The 18,051-nt window shown below is 50.6% G+C and carries 11 protein-coding genes and 1 riboswitch; of the genes, 6 read left to right on the top strand and 5 right to left on the bottom strand.

The window, feature by feature from the left end:
- The first annotated feature begins 154 nt into the window (after positions 1–154).
- The 3 genes from F608_RS32270 to F608_RS32260 all read left to right on the top strand — a co-directional run bounded on the left by F608_RS32270 (position 155) and on the right by F608_RS32260 (position 3,293).
- Positions 155–667 carry a MarR family winged helix-turn-helix transcriptional regulator gene (locus tag F608_RS32270; RefSeq protein ID WP_022666699.1) on the top strand — a complete coding sequence of 171 codons (513 nt, stop codon included), beginning with the start codon at positions 155–157 and terminating at the stop codon, positions 665–667.
- A 412-nt stretch (positions 668–1,079) separates the two neighbouring features.
- On the top strand, positions 1,080–1,841 hold the full coding sequence (locus F608_RS32265) for a class I SAM-dependent DNA methyltransferase (protein WP_022666697.1): 762 nt from the start codon (positions 1,080–1,082) through the stop codon (positions 1,839–1,841).
- A gap of 21 nt (positions 1,842–1,862) precedes the next feature.
- A complete protein-coding gene (locus F608_RS32260; protein ID WP_022666696.1) occupies positions 1,863–3,293 on the top strand; it encodes a trimethylamine methyltransferase family protein in 1,431 nt (476 codons plus the stop codon).
- A 1-nt stretch (position 3,294) separates the two neighbouring features.
- On the opposite strand, the gene F608_RS0116175 is transcribed toward F608_RS32260, so the two are convergent.
- The 4 genes from F608_RS0116175 to F608_RS0116160 all read right to left on the bottom strand — a co-directional run bounded on the left by F608_RS0116175 (position 3,295) and on the right by F608_RS0116160 (position 14,397).
- Positions 3,295–7,806 (bottom strand): SIS domain-containing protein, encoded by a 4,512-nt coding sequence (locus tag F608_RS0116175; RefSeq protein WP_022666695.1) that lies wholly within the window; start codon positions 7,804–7,806, stop codon positions 3,295–3,297.
- A gap of 218 nt (positions 7,807–8,024) precedes the next feature.
- Positions 8,025–9,359: an MmgE/PrpD family protein gene (locus tag F608_RS32255; RefSeq protein ID WP_022666694.1), complete on the bottom strand. Its 1,335-nt coding sequence runs from the start codon at positions 9,357–9,359 to the stop codon at positions 8,025–8,027.
- Between the two features lie 11 nt (positions 9,360–9,370).
- Positions 9,371–10,825 (bottom strand): trimethylamine methyltransferase family protein, encoded by a 1,455-nt coding sequence (locus F608_RS0116165; RefSeq protein WP_027362824.1) that lies wholly within the window; start codon positions 10,823–10,825, stop codon positions 9,371–9,373.
- Positions 10,826–11,406: 581 nt separating this feature from the next.
- A complete protein-coding gene (locus F608_RS0116160; RefSeq protein ID WP_022666692.1) occupies positions 11,407–14,397 on the bottom strand; it encodes a hypothetical protein in 2,991 nt (996 codons plus the stop codon).
- Between the two features lie 543 nt (positions 14,398–14,940).
- On the opposite strand from F608_RS0116160, the gene F608_RS0116155 reads away from it, so the two are divergent.
- The 3 genes from F608_RS0116155 (at position 14,941) to F608_RS0116140 (ending at position 17,155) form a co-directional block, all read left to right on the top strand.
- Positions 14,941–15,810 carry a tyrosine-type recombinase/integrase gene (locus F608_RS0116155; protein ID WP_022666691.1) on the top strand — a complete coding sequence of 290 codons (870 nt, stop codon included), beginning with the start codon at positions 14,941–14,943 and terminating at the stop codon, positions 15,808–15,810.
- A gap of 211 nt (positions 15,811–16,021) precedes the next feature.
- Positions 16,022–16,099, top strand: a riboswitch (cyclic di-GMP riboswitch).
- Positions 16,100–16,182: 83 nt separating this feature from the next.
- The gene (locus tag F608_RS0116145; protein WP_022666690.1) at positions 16,183–16,794 is read left to right on the top strand and encodes a hypothetical protein; all 612 of its coding nucleotides are present in this window, start codon (positions 16,183–16,185) and stop codon (positions 16,792–16,794) included.
- Between the two features lie 142 nt (positions 16,795–16,936).
- Positions 16,937–17,155: a hypothetical protein gene (locus F608_RS0116140; RefSeq protein ID WP_022666689.1), complete on the top strand. Its 219-nt coding sequence runs from the start codon at positions 16,937–16,939 to the stop codon at positions 17,153–17,155.
- Between the two features lie 224 nt (positions 17,156–17,379).
- Here F608_RS0116140 and F608_RS0116135 read toward each other — a convergent pair whose 3' ends face one another.
- Positions 17,380–18,009: an arylesterase gene (locus F608_RS0116135; protein ID WP_022666688.1), complete on the bottom strand. Its 630-nt coding sequence runs from the start codon at positions 18,007–18,009 to the stop codon at positions 17,380–17,382.
- Between the last annotated feature and the right edge of the window lie 42 nt (positions 18,010–18,051).

Here is an 18,051-nt window from a genome sequence, read left to right as displayed (position 1 = left end):
TGTATGGGGAGCCGCTCCTTTTTGGATTTCTCTACCGGGCAGCCCTCCAGGATACGAACCCATCCGGGTTTTGGGAAATAGCCTTGCCAGCCAGATTGTTTTTCCGCTATACTATGCCCGATTCGGATGAAAACAGCAGATAAGGCTTTGAACCATGGAAGAAAACATCAGCATGCAGATCATGATGCGCCTGAGACAGATTATCCAGGAAATGTCCCGGCATTCCAAACAGCTTCAGGAAAAATACAAAACCACTCTTCCCCAGTTGATCTGCCTCAAGGAGGTGGCCAACCACGGGCCCATCGCCATCGGCGCCCTTACCAAAATCGTTTTCATCAACAACAGCACGGTTACCGGCATCATCGACCGCCTGGAAACCCGGAAACTGGTCCAGCGAGTCCGGATCAGCAAGGACCGGCGCCAGATTCATGTTGAAATCACCGAGGAGGGCCTCAAATTCCTTGAGAACGCCCCGACCCCCATCCACCACCAGTTCATTGCAAAACTGGAAAACATGAAAAAAGAGGACGTTTCCATGATTCTCTGGGGACTGGAACTGCTGGTGGATATGCTGGGCCAGGCCAATCCTTCTTCCACGACCACCCATCCGCCCAAACATGTCATGCACCCTGAAGAGGGGCTGGCCGGCCCCAACGTGGATATTTAAGCCCTTAAAATTTCATTTTGTCATCCATCCGGTTCTTCTTTCCGGAAACCGCCAACGCATCCCTATATTCTTTTTTAGCACACAACCCTTCATAAGCCCGGGAATGCCCATCCATTGATATAGCCCGAACTTCCCTTGGTATAGCCGGGGCTTCCCCGGCAACCGTTGAGAGAACCAACCCCCGGAAGCTGGAAGTTTTCTTCGTCTGAATCCCGGCCTTGACAAAAATCTTTTCATTAGATATTTATGCATTGAAATCTTTTGAATACAAAATATTTCAATACATAAATATTATGCTAGTAATTTTCTAACTCAAACTTAACATCTGGCCACCCCGACTGCCGATATTGTTCTGTCCCAACGGCCGCCGGGATCTTATTTGAATGGCCACCCAGCACCCAGGAGAAAAAATATGGAGAATTTTTCATTTGTTTTACCAAAAGTAGAGAAAGCAGATCAGGGAAAAGAAAAAATCATCGTTACCTACAAAGGGAAAACCAGGGAACTGGTTACCCATGACTACTCTGAAATTTATAAAATCCCCGGTCTTTACGAGAACCTGTTTTATGATACCCTGGCCTGCCAGTCCCCCAAGGTGGTCTGCGGACTTTTAGAAGACGCCCTGGGCGAATCCAATGCCAGCCCCGAAGAACTGGTGGCTCTGGACATAGGCGCGGGCAACGGCATGGTGGGAGAGGAACTGGTCGACATGGGAGTGGACACGGTACTGGGGGTGGATATTATCGAGGAAGCAGCCGATGCAGCCCACCGGGACCGCCCGGGAGTCTACGACGCATACTACGTGGAAGATCTCACCGACCTGCCCCAGAAGGTGAAAAAGGAAATCACCCGGAAAAAACCAAACTGCATGTCCATTGTAGCGGCCCTGGGATTTGACGACATCCCGCCGGAAGCCTTTGCCAAAGGGTATAACCTCATTGCCGATGACGGCTGGATCGCCTTTAATATCAAGGATGAATTCCTGCTGAAAGATCATTCCTCCGGATTTTCAAGACTCATCGACCACATGGAAGAATCAGGTCTCATGGAGATCTGTGACCGGAAACACTACCAGCACCGTCTCTGCCTGGATGGGACTCCCCTCAATTATTACGCCGTAATCGGTAAAAAACAGGGAAGGATTTCCGACGAGGTCATCGCCCAGGTGGAATAAACCGTAAAAAGAGGAGAATTCATGCTAGAGAATATACCGACTTTCCAACCCAGACTTAAGGTATTCAATAAAAAACAGGCCCTGGCCATCCACGATGCAGCCGTAAAAATCCTCGACACCACAGGATTCTGCATGGAACATGACGGTGTTCTGGAACTGCTGTTGGATAACGGATGCAGCATGGACAGAGAAAACCGGGTGACCATGCCCGAATCCCTGATCGAAAAGGCCCTCCTGTCCGCACCCAAAACCATCAACATATACGACCAGAACGGGAACCTGACCATGCCCCTGGAAGGGGAGAACTTTTTCTTCGGTACCGGTTCGGACACGATCTTCACCATTGACCTTGAGACCGGTAAAAGGCGGCGCACCCTCCTGAACGATACCGGGAATTTCGCCCGGCTGGTGGATGCCCTCCCCAACATGGACTTTTCCATGTCCATGGGAAATCCGGAAGATGTGGAGATCCGGGACATTTATATCCGGGTCTTTGAAGAGATGGTCCAAAACAGCAACAAGCCCATCTGTTTCATTGCAGACTCCGGCAGGGACATCCGGCAGATCCATGAAATCGCCTGTACTGTCGCCGGCGGAGAAGAAAATTTAAGAAAAAAACCCTTTCTGTTCAATTACTCCGAGGCCATCAGTCCCCTGCACTACCCTGAAAACGTCATGGAAAAGCTGGTCTTCTGCGCTGAAAAAGAGATCCCCATCTGTCTGCCTTCGGGATGCAACGCCGGCGGCGGCGGTCCTGTGACCCTCGCCGGTGCCATGGCCCAGGGGATTGCCGAGAACCTGGTAGGCCTGGTCGTTCATCAATTGACCCATGAGGGGGCCCCGTTTTTATTTGCCCCCAACGTATCTGTCCTGGACATGAAATATACGGTGGTCTCCTACGGGTGTACGGAGTGGAGCCTGACCCAGGCGGCCTTTGCCGACATGCGGGACGAACTCTACCAGATCCCCATCTGGTCCTTTGCCGGAGCCACGGACGCCAAGATCCTGGATGCCCAGGCCGGTGCCGAGGCCATGCTGTCCATTGTGACCTCCCTGCTCTCCCGCTGCAATGTAATCCATGACGTGGGATACATTGAATCCGGCCACACCTCTTCCCTGGAAATGCTGACCATGGCCGACGAACTGGTGGGGATGGCCAAATATTTTGCCGGGGGCATCCCCGTCAACGAACAGACCCTTGCCCTTGACGTTATCGACCGGGTCTCCAGGAGTGCGGATAATGCCATCTTCCTGAGCGAACCCCATACCTTTGCCCATTTCAGGCAAGCCCATTTTTTACCCGACCTCATGGACCGTGCCCGGTTTGAGATATGGGAGAAAAACGGGAAAAAGGATCTGCTTGCCCGGTGTAACGAAAAAACCCGGGCCCTGCTGGCATCCCATGATATTCAAAAGACAGAACAGGCAAAGCAGGCGATCCCGGCCCTCTAAATCACGATTTTGCCTTCCCGGGGTCTGCCATGAATTTCATGGCAGACCCCACAAGATTCACCATCACGGGGAGCAGAAAATCGGAGATAATCCCCGGAGCCCCTGATTTTTCAGGTATCCCCGGCAGCAGAAGGATATGGCTGAGAGGATATTTTTTCAGGTTGGCCAACCGGGCATCCCGGGCAAATCCCTGCTGGGTGATAACGATGATCCGGGCATACCGGCTGCCGAATGTGGCCAGATCGTCCAGGGCCGCATCAAACTGGGATTCGCTGGTGGCATCCAGGATTACCAGGCAGTCCTGGCCGGCATCATACCCGGGCCTGAGAACCGGCAGATACCATTGATCGTCAATGTAGAAGGGAAGCACCGAATCCTGCTGAATGGGCATTGAAGGGTTCTTTAAAAAGTCATCCATGGTGGTCCCTGTCAGGTAGCGGTGTTCCCAGGCCAGGATCTCTTTTTCCGGATAGACCGCCAGCATGGCTTCCCGCAGCCCGATGTTCACGAACTTTTTTCCCACCCTGGGATCCACCATAACGAGGTGGTGATAGGCGCATATCCCAAAGGATTCACTTTCCACCCCCCTGGGATTGCCCCGGCCGAATCCGGTCTGCCAGGAGGTGCAATTGCCCTGAAAACCGGAAACAAAAAGCTGTTTATCATATTGAAGATTTTCAAGGATGGCCCTGTGGATCCTCTGCCGCAGGGCGGCATTGTCCAGGACGGCGCAAAGCTGCGGCAGCATCAGTTTGAAATGCTCCTCCATCCCCTTTGAACGCCCGGGGAATTCAAGGGCCATGACCCGGGAGAAAAACAGGGTCAGGGCCGTGTACAGATGTTCGTGGCAACAGGTCAAATCCGGTCGGGCCAGGAACCAGGCCCCCAGGGAACAGGCAAAGGGCCGGATGGAAGGCCCATTGGTTTCAGGACCGATCCAGAGCAGGTTTTCATGGGAGTGGGCCGAGATAATTGCCAGCCGCTCCTCTGCCGGCGGCTGGGATGCCACGGCCACCATCAGGCTGTCCTCGGTACTCACCCCCTTGATTTTCTCAGGGAACTCCACCTGGAGGGGAATGGAAAGAAAGGGATCCCAAAGCCGGATAAAATTCCTGCACCCGGCCTCTGCCTCTTTGTCCAGGGGCACAAAGATCATGATCCCGTCCTCTGCCAGGTGGTGGAAAATCAGTCGGGAAACCTTTGACATCAACTGGGTGTCGCGGTTTGAAAAAACCGATGAAAAAGGATCCGGCTCATGAAAGGCCTGTCCCAGGACCACCAGGTCATTGTAATACTCTTTTTCCGTTCCCTTCCCGGCCTGATCGATCCAGCAGAGGGAAGAGGCCGGGCCGGACAGAGGCGGCAGATCCAGGGCAGCCGCCTTTTGGGCCATGTCGTCCAGAACATCCGAGGGGGACAGACCCAGCCGGTTCTTGGTCCTTCCGGCGGTCACGGATTTGGCCATATTTCTCGGCATTTCACCGGCCAGTCGGCCATGGGCCAGGCCAAAATAAAAGCCGAACAAAAACATAAAGGTTAGATCCACAAAGGGCTGGAAATGATCGGGCAGTTTGGGCAGGCTCACGCTCATGTCTGCAATCTTTTCAATCTCTTCCTGCTCCCGGTTGGAGAAGCTGACCGCCAGGAACTGCCGGCCGGCCTTGTGAAGGGTTTCCATGAACCGGACCGCCTCTTCCAGCCTCCGCTGGGTGGTGGCATTGACCAGGATCATATCATCCTCAGCCACGGGAGCGGCCATGAATTCATCCATTTCAGAATAATCCACTGCATTGCCCATGGACGTCCAGGCGTTGAGCTCCAGGTTCAGGGCTCCTGCCTTGCCGGCGCCCGAATCATGAAAGGCATCCACAATGGTATGGACACGGGTGTTCTGGAACCGCGGGGCCGCGTTCCTGCAAAAGTCGAGCACTCCGTCATCCATGAGCAGGGTCTGCAGATGTTCCGGGATCTCCTTCATCTCCCCCACCAGGCCGGATATGGTTTCGGTTTTGCCCGGCGTGGCCCCGCACAGATAAAGGCAAAAAAGTTCCGTGGTCAACAGCAGGCAGACGGCACTCTTCAAAGGAGCCACCGTGACCTCTTCCCCGCAGAGAACCGGTATGACGCCGGCGCTTTTCCGGGTCACCAGGGCCAGGTCGGAAAAGGGTTTTTCCGTAATTCCCACCATGAGAATATTTTTTTTGAGCAGCAGGGATGCACAGTCAATCATGTCCGAGGTGGTGCCGGACCAGGAAATCATAACCACCAGATCCCGGTCCGGATTGATCCCGGTCTCGCTGATGTCCAGGGGTGTGGTCACAACGATGTTGATCCCCGTAAAGAATTGCTCCATATTTTTTTCAACGATCTCCGACAGCAGGTAGCTGAATCCCGTACTGACCAGGATAATCCGGTTCAGGGTTTCCAGAGACCGGCCGAACCGCCGCTCAATGAAGCGGCGTTTGACATCAAACCGGGGAAGACCGGAAAAGGGATCTGTATATCGGTTCAGTCCGTCGGCAAACAGGCCGGGGATCTCCAGCAGATGTTCCTCGTAAAAGGTGCGGCCAAAGTCTTTTTGAAAGGAGACCGGGGTCAGAACGGTCTGATCGGGCCGGATATCCTTCCTGACTTTACCGGAAAAATCACGAATGGAAAGGCTCCGGGCAACCCCGTCTTTACCGGATTCCGTCTGGATCTTTGCAAAGATCCGCTCCTGGTCCAGGGCAAAGATATCTACCAGAAAAGGTTTGAGAAGGCTCATCTTCTCCCGCCTGAACCAGGCCTCCTGGGTATCCTCTCCCTTATCGAAAAAATCGGATTCCACGATCACGGATTTTTTGGAATAGGTTTTCATCAACTTCCCCAGTCTCACCCGGGTCTCCTGGATCAGGGTCTGGGGAAAGAGTCCCAGGGCAGCGTTGATATCCGATACTACCATAAAATCGCTGGTCTCCCGCCGTTTGACAATATAGATCGGCCGTCTGTGGGCCGCCACAAAGAGCCGGTCCGGGGAAATACGGCTGATTCCGGATACGGCAAACTGCCCGCCGGAAGGGATCATGGCCTCCACCGCCTGGATAAAGGCCATTTCATCAATATCCTGGAGGCTCTTTCCGCTCAGGTTCTTAAAGATAGTGTAGTCGATGGACTGGCTGCAGCTTGAAATATCCTCCAGGCCCAGACGGTGCTGTTCTTCAATGATCTTGTACCGGCGGTTTTCCCCGGAGGCCGTATCAAAATAGTATCCCCAGAGCATGGCAAACAATTCCGTGGAATTGGTGGTCCTGAGGGAAAATCCTGCCACCCGGGTAAGATAATCCTGGATCCGGGTTTCCACATCCGAGTCAAACTGCCCGTTGAGCACCACGGCCCGCTCCTTTTTCCCGTCCAGGAAGGGGTGGGCGTTTTTCACGGAAATGGCCGACTGGATGGCCCATCGTCCCTGTCCGATCACCGGCTGGGCCATGAACCTGAGCAGATCCGGATGGGTGGGGCCGGGCACGTGGCCCCGGGGTAGATACCCGGTCTCATCGGCTTGGACGGTATTCTTCATATAGACTTTTGTCTGGAAATATGCCAGGACTGCTGCCGCAGCCAGACCGTAAACATTAAAATTTTTTTCGGTCTGGAAAAGAGTCTGCCATTTCCCCGGGGGCCTGCTGTTGTGCAAAGTCCAAAAATTCTCGAAAATCAGCTGGATCTGATCGGCAGTATCCGGGGAGGGATCAATCAGCACCCAGGAATCCAGATACCGGAACAGGTTGGCAATGCCGTCGACGGTATAATCCGCCGGCAGAGTAACGGATACCGTTCGCAGGAGCTGCCAGGCAGATTTTCTGGCCAGGGGATTCTTGGGCCCGTTCTTTCTGACTCTGGTCTCGGCCGGCCCTTCATCATAAGCAAACCGGTGAAAAATCTGGTCGAACTCATGAAAGAGATCAGTGGGGGCCACCGGCAGCGGGCCGGATTCCCGGCTGACGTCGATCCGGGTTTCAAATCCCTTTTTGATCAATTTTTCCACCACGGCCAGGGGAAGATCATAGACCGTGACCAGGTGGTCGATAAGGTTCTTTAAAGCCTTTGGGGAATCAATATCAAATGTCTTTTCCATCCGGGGACTCCCCGGGGATCCCGGCTCCAGGATGAACAGGGAATCCGTGTCCGTCAGTTCACACCACCGGGGATGCAGGGGCTTTAAAGGAAAGGAAAATCCTTCATAGGTAAGCAGCCTCTGCTGCCCTTTGGCGACCCGGTCGTCCCGGCCCGGACCGCTGCCCATGACTGCCAGTTCCCGGCTCTCTTCCTCTTCAAACAGAGGGTCTGCCATGAGCCGCTCGATAAGGTTCTCAACCGAGCCCAGTTCCCTGCGAATCCGGATCGGTTCCAGCCTGCTTCCCAGCATCCCGATGCCCGTGCTGTCCGGGGCCCGGTAAATAATAGCCCACATGCCGGTGAGAACCCTTGTCAGCCGATTTTCAGCGTCCCCGTAATATACTACAATGCCGCACATGGTGCCCTCCCCTTGTCAGCGGTTTGTCCCCCGGCCGCCGGAATTGCCCCTGGCCTGCAGGCTCCAGGCAGGCTTATGATTCTTTATTCAAAGGCTTTGTCCCCTCGCGGTAAAGGACAATTCCTTTTTATATGAAATAACCAACCCCATTGTCTTGGTTTCTTTCATGATCTGTTGCGGGCAGACCCGGAAGAGATCCAAAATCATCATACGGATTTTTATTTAACACAGAATCGATAGAATTGATCCAGATTTTTTTGCTCCTGAAAGCTGAAAATCATCTCCTCTATTTTCCGGGCCCTGTCTTCCCCGATCACCGGGCCGGCAAGCCAGATGAACTTCTCCGTAAGTTCCCGGTCCGTGGGCAGGGCCGTATGAATGTCCCACCGGGCCGACATGATTCCGGAGCTGAACGCCTTCCCGTTTTGGGTCCGGATCTGAACCTCGGATTCGGCCCTGGCCGGGAAATTTTCCTGGAACCGGCCCTGGGCAACAATCCCGATCCTGTCCATCATGTCCCGGATATCCCGGTCAAAGAGCCTTGGCGGAAGGTTCTGGCCCGGGCCCACTTCCCCGTCCAGAATGGCCGATGCAATGGGAAAGCAGATGTTATACTGGGCCTCTTCCGTACTCCCGGGATAGTCTTGTTTCAAGGCTGCCGATTCTTTAAAGGTGAAGACCTTGATCTCTTCAATATCTCCGGGAACCAGGCCGTTTTCCTCCATGATCTTCAATGCCCCGTCCACCCCGGGCTGGGCCCAGCGACAGGCGGAATAGGGCTTGAAGTAGAGGTTGAGGATCTCCCAGTCCCGGCCCAGGGACTTGATCCAGTCCGGATCAGGGGAATCGTCAAAAATAGGCCGGATCCCGGTAAATCCCTTTTGGGCCATGAGTACCGACATCATGGCCGTCATGCAGCCCCAGCCGATGCTGTCCTTCCCCATCCCGGGAAGATCAATGCATTTCATCATGGGGGCAATGGGTGCGTGGTATTCGGCCGCTCCCAGGGCATGCCGGAGAACTTCATGGGGCAGTCCCATGAGCTTTCCTGCGGAAGCGGCCCCGCAGATGGCCCCCCAGGACCCGGAAGAGTGATAGGTCTCATAGGTGGCGTGGCGGATGAGCCCGGCCCGGATCCCGGTTTCATATCCGACCACCAGGGCCGTTAAAAAAGCCTGTCCGCTCACCCTTCCCCGGGATGCGGCGACCAGTTGACCGGCCCCCAGAAGAACCGGAAGAACGCAGGCCCCGGGGTGCCCCATGATGGCCCGGTACCCGTCGTCAATATCCAGGGCATTGGCGGCAAATCCATTGGCCAGGACCGCTCCCGATACAGAGGTCTTCTGCCCGGAGACCAGGATGGTGGCCTGATCCCCGGGGAACTGGTCCATGGCAAAGCTCTCCATCAAGGCCCCCACCGGGGTATTATGCCCCGCGATCAGGGCCCCCAGTCCATCCAGGAGGCAGCGTTTGGACTGATGCTGAACAGATTCCGGCAGATCTTCCCATTGGATCGTCCGGATGAATTCCAGAACCTTTTCCGTATGGTCCATGGCCCATTCCCCTAAGGGTTCAACAGTATATTAAATTTTTTACGGATGGCCGCATCCACATCTTCAGGGATATAGGATTTCTCATTGGCCAGCAGCTTTCCGGCAATGGACCGGGCCCGCTGCCGGGCGTCCATGGACCCTTCCGCCTCCCAGCGGTCCCGGCTTTTCCGGTCCGTTACCCCGTTGGAGTTGTAATACTCGGAACGGATATGGGCCATGGTATGGGGAGTGGTCATGAAGTTCCCCCCGGGCCCGACGGAATCAATGACCTCCAGGGCCAGGTGTTCGGGATCCACGGGGATTCCCTGGAGTACCTTGCAGCAGTTTCCGATGATCTCATCGTCAATGACAAACTGCTCATGGGCAATGGTGAGCATGGATTCCAGCATGCCGGCGGAATGATGGATATAGTTGGATCCCCCCATGGCGGCCAGGGCGGCTGTGAAAGCCTTTTCATACCCGGCCTGGGCATCCGGGACCTTGGAATCGGACAGGCCCGAGGAGTTGTAGTTGGGAACCCGTATATGCCGGGCCAGCTGGTGGATGGCCGCATTCATCATGCCGCATTCCACAGCGCCTCCCACGTATCCCATGGTATTCATATTGGCCATACCCGGGATCCCCCCGTACAGCAGGGGCGCCCCCGGATTGGTGAGCTGGCAGATGGTGATTCCGGCCATTTGTTCGGCATGGATCTGGGCCAGGGTCCCGGCCATGGTCAATGGAGAGGTGGAACCGGCCATGGGCGCGCAGGACAGGGCCACGGGAATATAATTCCGGATGGCTTCCTGCATGATCCGGGTAGACTGGGTGCAGAGCTTCAGGGGGCTGATGGCAAAGGAGGTGATTACGGAGATGATGGGCCGTTCCTTAAGCTTTTCCCGGGATCCGGCAATCATGGAGGCCAGATCCATGACCCTGTGAAGGCCTTCCTCGTCGTTGACCCCGGACATCACATGCTTGCCTGTGGCAGAAAGACAGGCATAGTACATATTGATATCATATTCCTTCTCATCGATGTCCGTGGGGATGCAGGGCCGGACCAGAAAATGGATATTGTCCAGCTGATCCACCAGACGGCTTACCTTGTAAAGGTCGGAAAGGGTGGTGGCCCGGACCTCTCCGGTGTCCGGATCCAGAATTTTAATGGCCGCCCCGCCCGTGCCCAGATGAACCCGGTCTTCGGTCAGATCGAGATCGTCTTTCGGATCACGGCCGCAGAGAATCACCCGCTCCGGCGCCCTGGCCACGGATTCAAGGATCAGATCTCTGGGGAACCTGATCCTTGCGTTTTCCCGGTCAATTTCAGCCCCGTTTTTTTCCACCAGGGCCAGGGTATCCTCCAGTCCTGTTTCAAAGGTAATCCCTGTCTGTTCCAGGATCTTCAGCGATGCTTCATGGATGATACTCACCTGATCCGGCGACAAGGGACGATACTGCCCTCCCTGTTGTCCCATTAAATTCATGACTCTCTCCCGTTCATAATTTGGGGTTGGTGTTCTGCCCGATTTTCAGGCTGTAGATCCTAAATGGCATGGACCTGAATTTCTGTCAAGAAAAAATGTAACAAAACTTATCAAAACATCTCCATCCGTTATTTATATGGTGGCTTTTGTTTCAAAGCTTAGAGAAGGCCGGATACGGTAATAAAAATTGCATACTTTGTATTATTCGGAACCTGAGAATCGTTTACGGGGTTGAACCGGCTTACCCCGGTTTGGCATGTGCGCAGTGATCAATTAAATGTATGCTCTGATAGCCATTTTAGATATATTTATTGTTTGAAATTAGAAGTTTAAGGATAAAGATAATTATTCACCACTCCAGTCTTACCCACAATGCTCCTGCCATTCATGGCCTTTTTAAAATCAACTGCCATCATCAATGATAGACATAGTCAGCGCTGGTGTTGTACTAAATATCACCATCATTTAGTTGGTATATTTTCCGTAAGGAATTGTTGCCATTTCAACAACTCCTTCATTTCGTTTATAAAATAAAAGGTTTGGTGTCCATTTTTTTCAGCTTACCTCATAAGATAAAAGGATCAAGAATGGAGTGACGAAATATGGGAAAGATAGATTTTATAATTGGTAAGATAAAAAGAGAGCGGCTTGGGAAAATTGTCTCCCAGGATACCGTCCACCAGCAGTCGGCTGATAAATTTTTCCTGTTTCAGTAGATTCTGTGACTGCTGGAATATGACCTTTTCTTCGGGGGTGAGCCGCTCAAACATATCCATCATTACATTTTTTGCCCGGGGCAGGTACATCCAAAAATAGAGCAGGTCCAGACTGTTGATGATGATCATCACCGCCAGATCCCGGACTTCCGAATTGAAACTGGTGATCAGAGAATTGGCGTTTTCCAGGACTCTGAGTTCCTCTGTCTCAGGAAAAAGTTGTTCCAGCCTCGAATAGGTTTCAAACAGATGGGAAAACTTCGCCTTAATATCCCGTTCCCTGAGCCTTACATTGTGCATCCGTTCCGCCGTTCCTTCAATCAGGCCGGCCACCAGATCCGAGGCGCCCTTTGAAATGATGGCCGCCCACTTCTGCAGGACCGTGTCCACGGATGGCACGTTCAGGAAAGTCAGTATGGCGGCAATGAAAGTATTCACCAGGACGGCCACTGGGATGGAAAATACACTACGGAAAAAATTCCCGGTGGCTGCTGCCTTTGGAAGACCCCTGAAAATATTATGCGAAGAGAGATATATGCCGTTTGCAAGCGCCATGACGGAATAGACCGCCAGCGGGCTGGTGGACATGGTAATGTGCAGCCCCTTTTCCAGAAGAAGCGTCTTGATAACGAAGTCCAGAAGGGGAACAGAAAACCCCGTGTAAAAAAGGGAATCGGCAAGGCGGTCCCAACTGACAAAATCATTCCATTTCATCAGGGAGGTCCGCCTGAAGCCGCCGCCGCCGATCACTGACTGGAGGATGTTCCGGACACCGGTAATGCCAAACCAGATAAAGGCGCCGAAATATGCCAGGAGCCACCATTCCTTTGTAAGGACAAAACAAAGAAACGCTGGTATGAATCCCAGTGCGATCTTCAGGGTGTTTTTAACTTTTGTGTTCAGGGTCCGCCATGATTTCACCCCGCCTTTTCGGTCGTCACCAGAGCCCCTCGCACCCAGATCATTCTTCTCCTGCCGGCTCATCCGGTCCAGAGAAACAATATTCCCGGCATGTTTCATATTGAAGGCAAAGGATTCGAATATCCAGTCCGTCTTTTGACGGGCAAAGAGATGATGGATTCCCGGAAGGGTCGCCAGTATCGGGAGACGGTTTTCTGCGGAAATGGTGATTCGCCTCAGCACCTCCATCTGCACCGGCAGTATCCGCCTTTTTGATGTGTTTTTTGTTATTTTTCGAGCCGCCAGGCCTGGGAGGGTATTGATCAGTGCGAATCCCATGCCATATCCCTGACCAGGCTTTCCGGTCGAATCGCTGCCGATCCGCGTCTTAAGAGGCCTGGCAGAATACAAATGCTTGAGGGTATCGATGTCATAAAGGATATCGGTCAATTTTTTCAACCGATCATCTCTGTCCGAATAGTCTGCCACTTTTACCCTAAGGAGAATCTGCCTGACGACTCGCTTCAGTTTAAGAAGGCTTCCGGCATTGATTGCCTGCTGCAGTTGGTTGATCGCGATAATGTGATCCATCTCCCGATCAATGAAGTTCTTCAGGTTAATACTCTCAAGCCGGGTAATTGCTCCGTCGCCTTCATAGAGAAGTTCAAGCACATCTTCAGGCTTCAAATTGCCTACGTTAAGGGTGATCCGGTAGTCTGGGTGTAGGTGGCTTATCTCCTCGATAATCTTGCGGAAAGTCATTTTCAGGCGTTCGGGAATATCTGTATCCGAACAAATGATAGCGTGTTGAAACATGTCAAAATAGGGAGAGGTCTCCAGATAGTCAGAAAGCAGTTTTGCCACAGTGAATGTTTCCATGCGCCGGATGAATTCGGCCCGGCTTTCCTGTTCTTCGGCATCTGCCGGCTGCGCTTTCCGCCAATCTGCCACTGTGGCCCTCATTGCTCGGAGGGCAGCCCAGTGTATATATTCACCCAGGTAGACCGATGACGGCTGACCCGGTGAAATGAATTCGAGAAATGCTTCAGGTTTAAACGGCTCAAGGTGGATACCGAGATAGCTACACATGGATGTTAGGTGATTTTCATTGAAATCCTTTAGCAGGTTCAGGGCATATTTTTCCTTGAACCTAAGCACCTCCTTTCCGTTAGCCATGAACTGGACCACCCGGGGCTCAGCCAGAAAGCAGAGGAAAGACTCCGCATCGGGCAGGCCCCTTGACACCCAGATAAAGGAGATATACCGTCCACGGTACTTGGCCCTGAATTCAATACCGATTCTCAGATCAATATCCATGATCCGCGCGGCCTGTATCAGTTCCGTGGCAAACCTGGGCTCAATGGTGTGGTAATAGATCACCCGAAGCCGCCGGATACCTTTTATCCATGCATCCATGATCAGATGGGTGGGTGATTTCCGTCCTGATGTGTTGGCATCGTGGACATGATCGTCAAATGCAATCTGGTTCCACTCTTCGGGCATTTCGATCAGATGATAACTTTCGAGGAACCGCCGGATGACCCTGGGTTTGCCGAAAGCTGCCACCCGGAAATCATGGGCCAGTTTCAATTGCTTACCATAATTTCCTTTGGCCCTGACCAGTTCTTTCATAACCTGAAGCAGAACCCTGGCTGTATTTTTAGACATGGGGCCGTCGGCTGTAGCCAGGATATCATCCTTAAGGCCGGTCAATGCCTGCAGCCTGTTCTCTATCTCTCCCCGTTCCAGAGACTCCAGGAGGTTGACAATACAATAGGCAGTACGAAGGCCCTTGGATTCAGCCAGTTCTTTTAGGCCGAGAGGATGAAAATAGGTATAGTATAGTTGCCGTGTATAACCGGGAGCATTGTCGGTATCATAGACAGAATTGACAATATGGATCAATTGATGATCCCGTTTATCATAATACAGCCATCCTCTTTCAGCTCTGTTCATATATCTCCCGGAATTAGCGTCCCAAACCAGATCCAGCGGGAATAAACTCTTCCCTTAACATCTGTCATGTCTTTGAAAAGAGGTCTACCAAAATATTATCTTCTCGTCTATTTTTTCCGATAAAATTCCAATAACAGAACAAGTACGAGGGACCTTGACACGCTATTTTTAGAACACTTTTTAAAAAATTTCACCACCTGTTCTTACACCTGGGGTACTGAAGGCAATGGGGCCTGGGACTTTTTCATCATCGTTTTTCATCTCATCTGCAACTTTGGCGACTAAACTACGAATCTCTTATGAAGCACCTTCGTGTGTACCATCCAACCAGCTAAGACTTGGGAGTTCCACACATAAGGGTAGTAAACCAAAACTCAATATTAATGGTATGAGGGGCCTCAAGTCCGAGCTTCTCGATCCTCACCAATAACAGATCAAGTACACATGGCCACGCTGCAGGCCTTTTCCCGAGCCTTTCCGAAAAAAGTCCCGCTGTTCTTCCAGGAATTTTGTATACTGTCGGTGTCCTGATTCTTCATCAGGATGGACCGTAACATTTTTAAAGGAGGGCAGCATCATGAAAATTTCACAGGCAATCAAAAATTTTCTGGCTTACCAAAAGCTCAACTCAAAAAAAACACCATCCAAAACTATCGGTACTTTCTGGCAGTTTTCCAAAAGGAGTTCGGCAAGCGTGATGTCTCTGCGGTAACATCGGATGAAATCATGGCATTTCTGGTCAAAATTACTGAAGGCCAGAAACCATCAACCAAGAAACTCAAGTATTCCCTCCTCAAAAGCCTGTTCAATTTCGTTAAAAGCACTGTTATGCCAGACCTCTCCAATCCATGCGACGCTCCTGTCCTTGCAAAAACTTTCCGAGTCTCAAAACTGCAGCCATGGACAATCTTGGAACGAGATGCCGTTGATGAGTTCATCTTCAAAACAGATAGCCCCAGAAACAGGCTCATGCTTGAACTGATGGCAAGGGGTGGTATGAGGATCGGTGAAGTCCTGAAGTTGAAACCCCAGGATGTCCTGGATCGAAAACTTCATTTGCCCAATCCAAAAAGTGGCCGGGCATCTGAAGTCGTTTTTATTCCCCAAAAGGTAGCGGACCGGCTGCGTGAATACATTGCCGCTGAAAATATCCCGGATAATGAGCGTGTTTTCCCTTTAGGATATACCCGAGCCCGAGAAATCGTTAAAAACGCCGGCAAGAAAATAGGTATAGATGTAAAACCTCATGATCTTCGGAGACATGCCGCCACATATGCCAGCCGATCAGGAGTTCCCATTGAAATCGTGTCAAAAATCATTCTCCGGCATTCCAACCTGTCTACCACCCAACGGTATCTGGGCAAAATCAGCGACACTGAGGCCATGTATTGGATTGAGAATATTTACCGATAAAATTCGAAGGGGATTGGAATGAACCCAATCCCCAACAATAGAAACACCAGTGCTTACGGGCCTTTTCCGGACAATAGCGACAGGTCATAGACAAAGTCAACACCGCTTATAGCACTTATCACGATGTTAAAGAGTACTCTGGTTTGACAGACATTGGCATGGCATAATACCCAATATCCTTGACAAATTTTAATATTAAGCGTATTTCATCAAAAATTATAGCCAAACCTGTTGTGAAACAGGGACGGAAAGCCACGGGTCTTTCAACAAAGATAGCCGGGTTGCCAAATCGATTAATCAAAATCATCAAAAGTGCAATCGGCATTTTTATAGATCCTCTTTTCAAATTAATTTTTTCAAAAAGGAGTTGATATGATTACTCGTTTTGCTCTTGTGAAGGTAATGATTCTTGTTTTGTTGTCTTCCTTTCTTTTCTCATGTTCACCAGACCCCAAAAAAGCAAATTCAGAAAATTTCAAAATCGCGATCAATGAAGCTATAAAAAAAAGCGGAAACTCAGTTTCAGCGAGAGTATTTTCTAAAGAGGATCGAGAGCTTTATACCGCTGCGGGATTAATAGAGATATACAAAGAACTCGAAGAAGAAAAAGACATAATGAATATCATAGAGAATAAAAAACCTAAAATGGTTGAAGTTGAAAAGGATAGACTGACTGAGTTGGGGAAAAGATATCATAAAAAGGCAATGATAGGTTCTCATTTTTGTTATGGAAATGGGGAAGTCATTGAGATTCTAAATTTTACAGAGCCCGCGAGTATCGCAGGCTATACAGTATCTCATGTGAAATATACATATAAAATTAATAATATTCCTGATTGGGTTCATGTTTTGAAAAAGAAATATAAATGGATGGAGAAAGACATTGATTCCAGCAAAACACCACTACATGGAGAAGCTACATTAATTTTGACCAACGTAGGTTGGGTTCATGAAAAGCTTTTTGATGAAAAAGGAAATTCGTAGGCAAATTGATAGATATTCTATTTTTTAGATGCTTATGAGAACAAATCGTCACCGACATGGTTCAAATGATAGAAGCTGAGAAATCAGAAATAATAATCCCAGACTAAGGTCAGGAAGCCATTAAGATTTAAGGAGAATCAAAATGGAATTAGCATTCACAATTGAGAGTAAAACCAATGAACCAATAATTATGTCAGTTCCCGATGGAGCACAAATCCCATTAGTTGGTGAGAGAATATTTATTCAAGGAAATATTCATGTTGGGAATTATATTGTTACCGAACGGGAATATAATTTGCGGATTGAAAAGGCCTTTAGTCCAGCAAATTACGGATGGACATTTAAAATAAAAAAAGTTTAAAAATAAAACGACTTAAAGAGACATTATGAAAATGATACTCAAGAAAAAATGGTTAGTTTGATACCATAAACTATTTTACTTTCGATCAAATCATTTTGTAAACTTAAGCTCTAACTGGTGGGTGCACAATGATGGTATTATCCTCGCCTATACCTATTTCAAAACAGCATTCAATAGAAAAAATATTGCGAAGGGATCATTTCAAATTCTCGCTGAGTTTGAGCCTAATTCATGACGAAGGGCAGCCCGTCAATGGCCTTATAAAAATATCCGGCCATAATCTCATATCCCTTGTCATTTGGATGGATGGAATCACTCATTAAATCAGGGTGGCCGAATAGGTCTTCAAGAATATTGGGAATCAGTACCGAACCGGTCTGCCGGGCGAGTGATTCATACATCTGCGCATAGCCTTTGCCATACAAAGGAATATCTATACCCCCCAGGACCACCATGGCCCTGGCATCCTGGATACGCTGGATAATACTGACCAGATTGGCACGGGCCGTATCCACGTTCACACGGTTTTTCATATCGTTGCCACCCAGGGTGATCAGGACCACATCAGGTTCATAGGACAATACATCATCTTCGAGCCTGGCCAGCCCGTCTGCCGTGGTATTTCCCGACATCCCGGAATTGATGACCTCAATACCGGTCATCTCGGCCAGCCGGGACGGATAATCTTTTCCTTTGCCGGCACCGTACCCCCGGGTCAGACTGTCGCCGAAACAAACAATGCGCGATACGGACAAGGGGATATTTTTTATTTCATAAGCTTTTTCCCCGACCCAGAACCGGTATCCAAGGACTCCTGCAATCACGATCATCAGGACCATCAGGCTTTTTTTCAAAAGACCTCCTTATTTGGCATGGTGGTACACATAAGATAAATA

It is taken from the genome of Desulfospira joergensenii DSM 10085, assembly GCF_000420085.1.
Lineage (GTDB): Bacteria > Desulfobacterota > Desulfobacteria > Desulfobacterales > Desulfobacteraceae > Desulfospira > Desulfospira joergensenii.
The sequence above is the reverse complement of the archived record's forward strand: the minus strand, read 5'-3'. Positions and strand labels throughout refer to the sequence as shown.

Coding starts and splice junctions, on each gene's coding strand:
- F608_RS0116175 (WP_022666695.1), bottom strand. CDS start 7,806: ATGTGCGGCATTGTAGTATATTACGGGGACGCTGAAAATCGGCTGACA.
- F608_RS0116155 (WP_022666691.1), top strand. CDS start 14,941: ATGGACCGTAACATTTTTAAAGGAGGGCAGCATCATGAAAATTTCACA.
- F608_RS32260 (WP_022666696.1), top strand. CDS start 1,863: ATGCTAGAGAATATACCGACTTTCCAACCCAGACTTAAGGTATTCAAT.
- F608_RS32265 (WP_022666697.1), top strand. CDS start 1,080: ATGGAGAATTTTTCATTTGTTTTACCAAAAGTAGAGAAAGCAGATCAG.
- F608_RS0116160 (WP_022666692.1), bottom strand. CDS start 14,397: ATGAACAGAGCTGAAAGAGGATGGCTGTATTATGATAAACGGGATCAT.
- F608_RS0116140 (WP_022666689.1), top strand. CDS start 16,937: ATGGAATTAGCATTCACAATTGAGAGTAAAACCAATGAACCAATAATT.
- F608_RS0116145 (WP_022666690.1), top strand. CDS start 16,183: ATGATTACTCGTTTTGCTCTTGTGAAGGTAATGATTCTTGTTTTGTTG.
- F608_RS32270 (WP_022666699.1), top strand. CDS start 155: ATGGAAGAAAACATCAGCATGCAGATCATGATGCGCCTGAGACAGATT.
- F608_RS32255 (WP_022666694.1), bottom strand. CDS start 9,359: ATGGACCATACGGAAAAGGTTCTGGAATTCATCCGGACGATCCAATGG.
- F608_RS0116165 (WP_027362824.1), bottom strand. CDS start 10,825: ATGAATTTAATGGGACAACAGGGAGGGCAGTATCGTCCCTTGTCGCCG.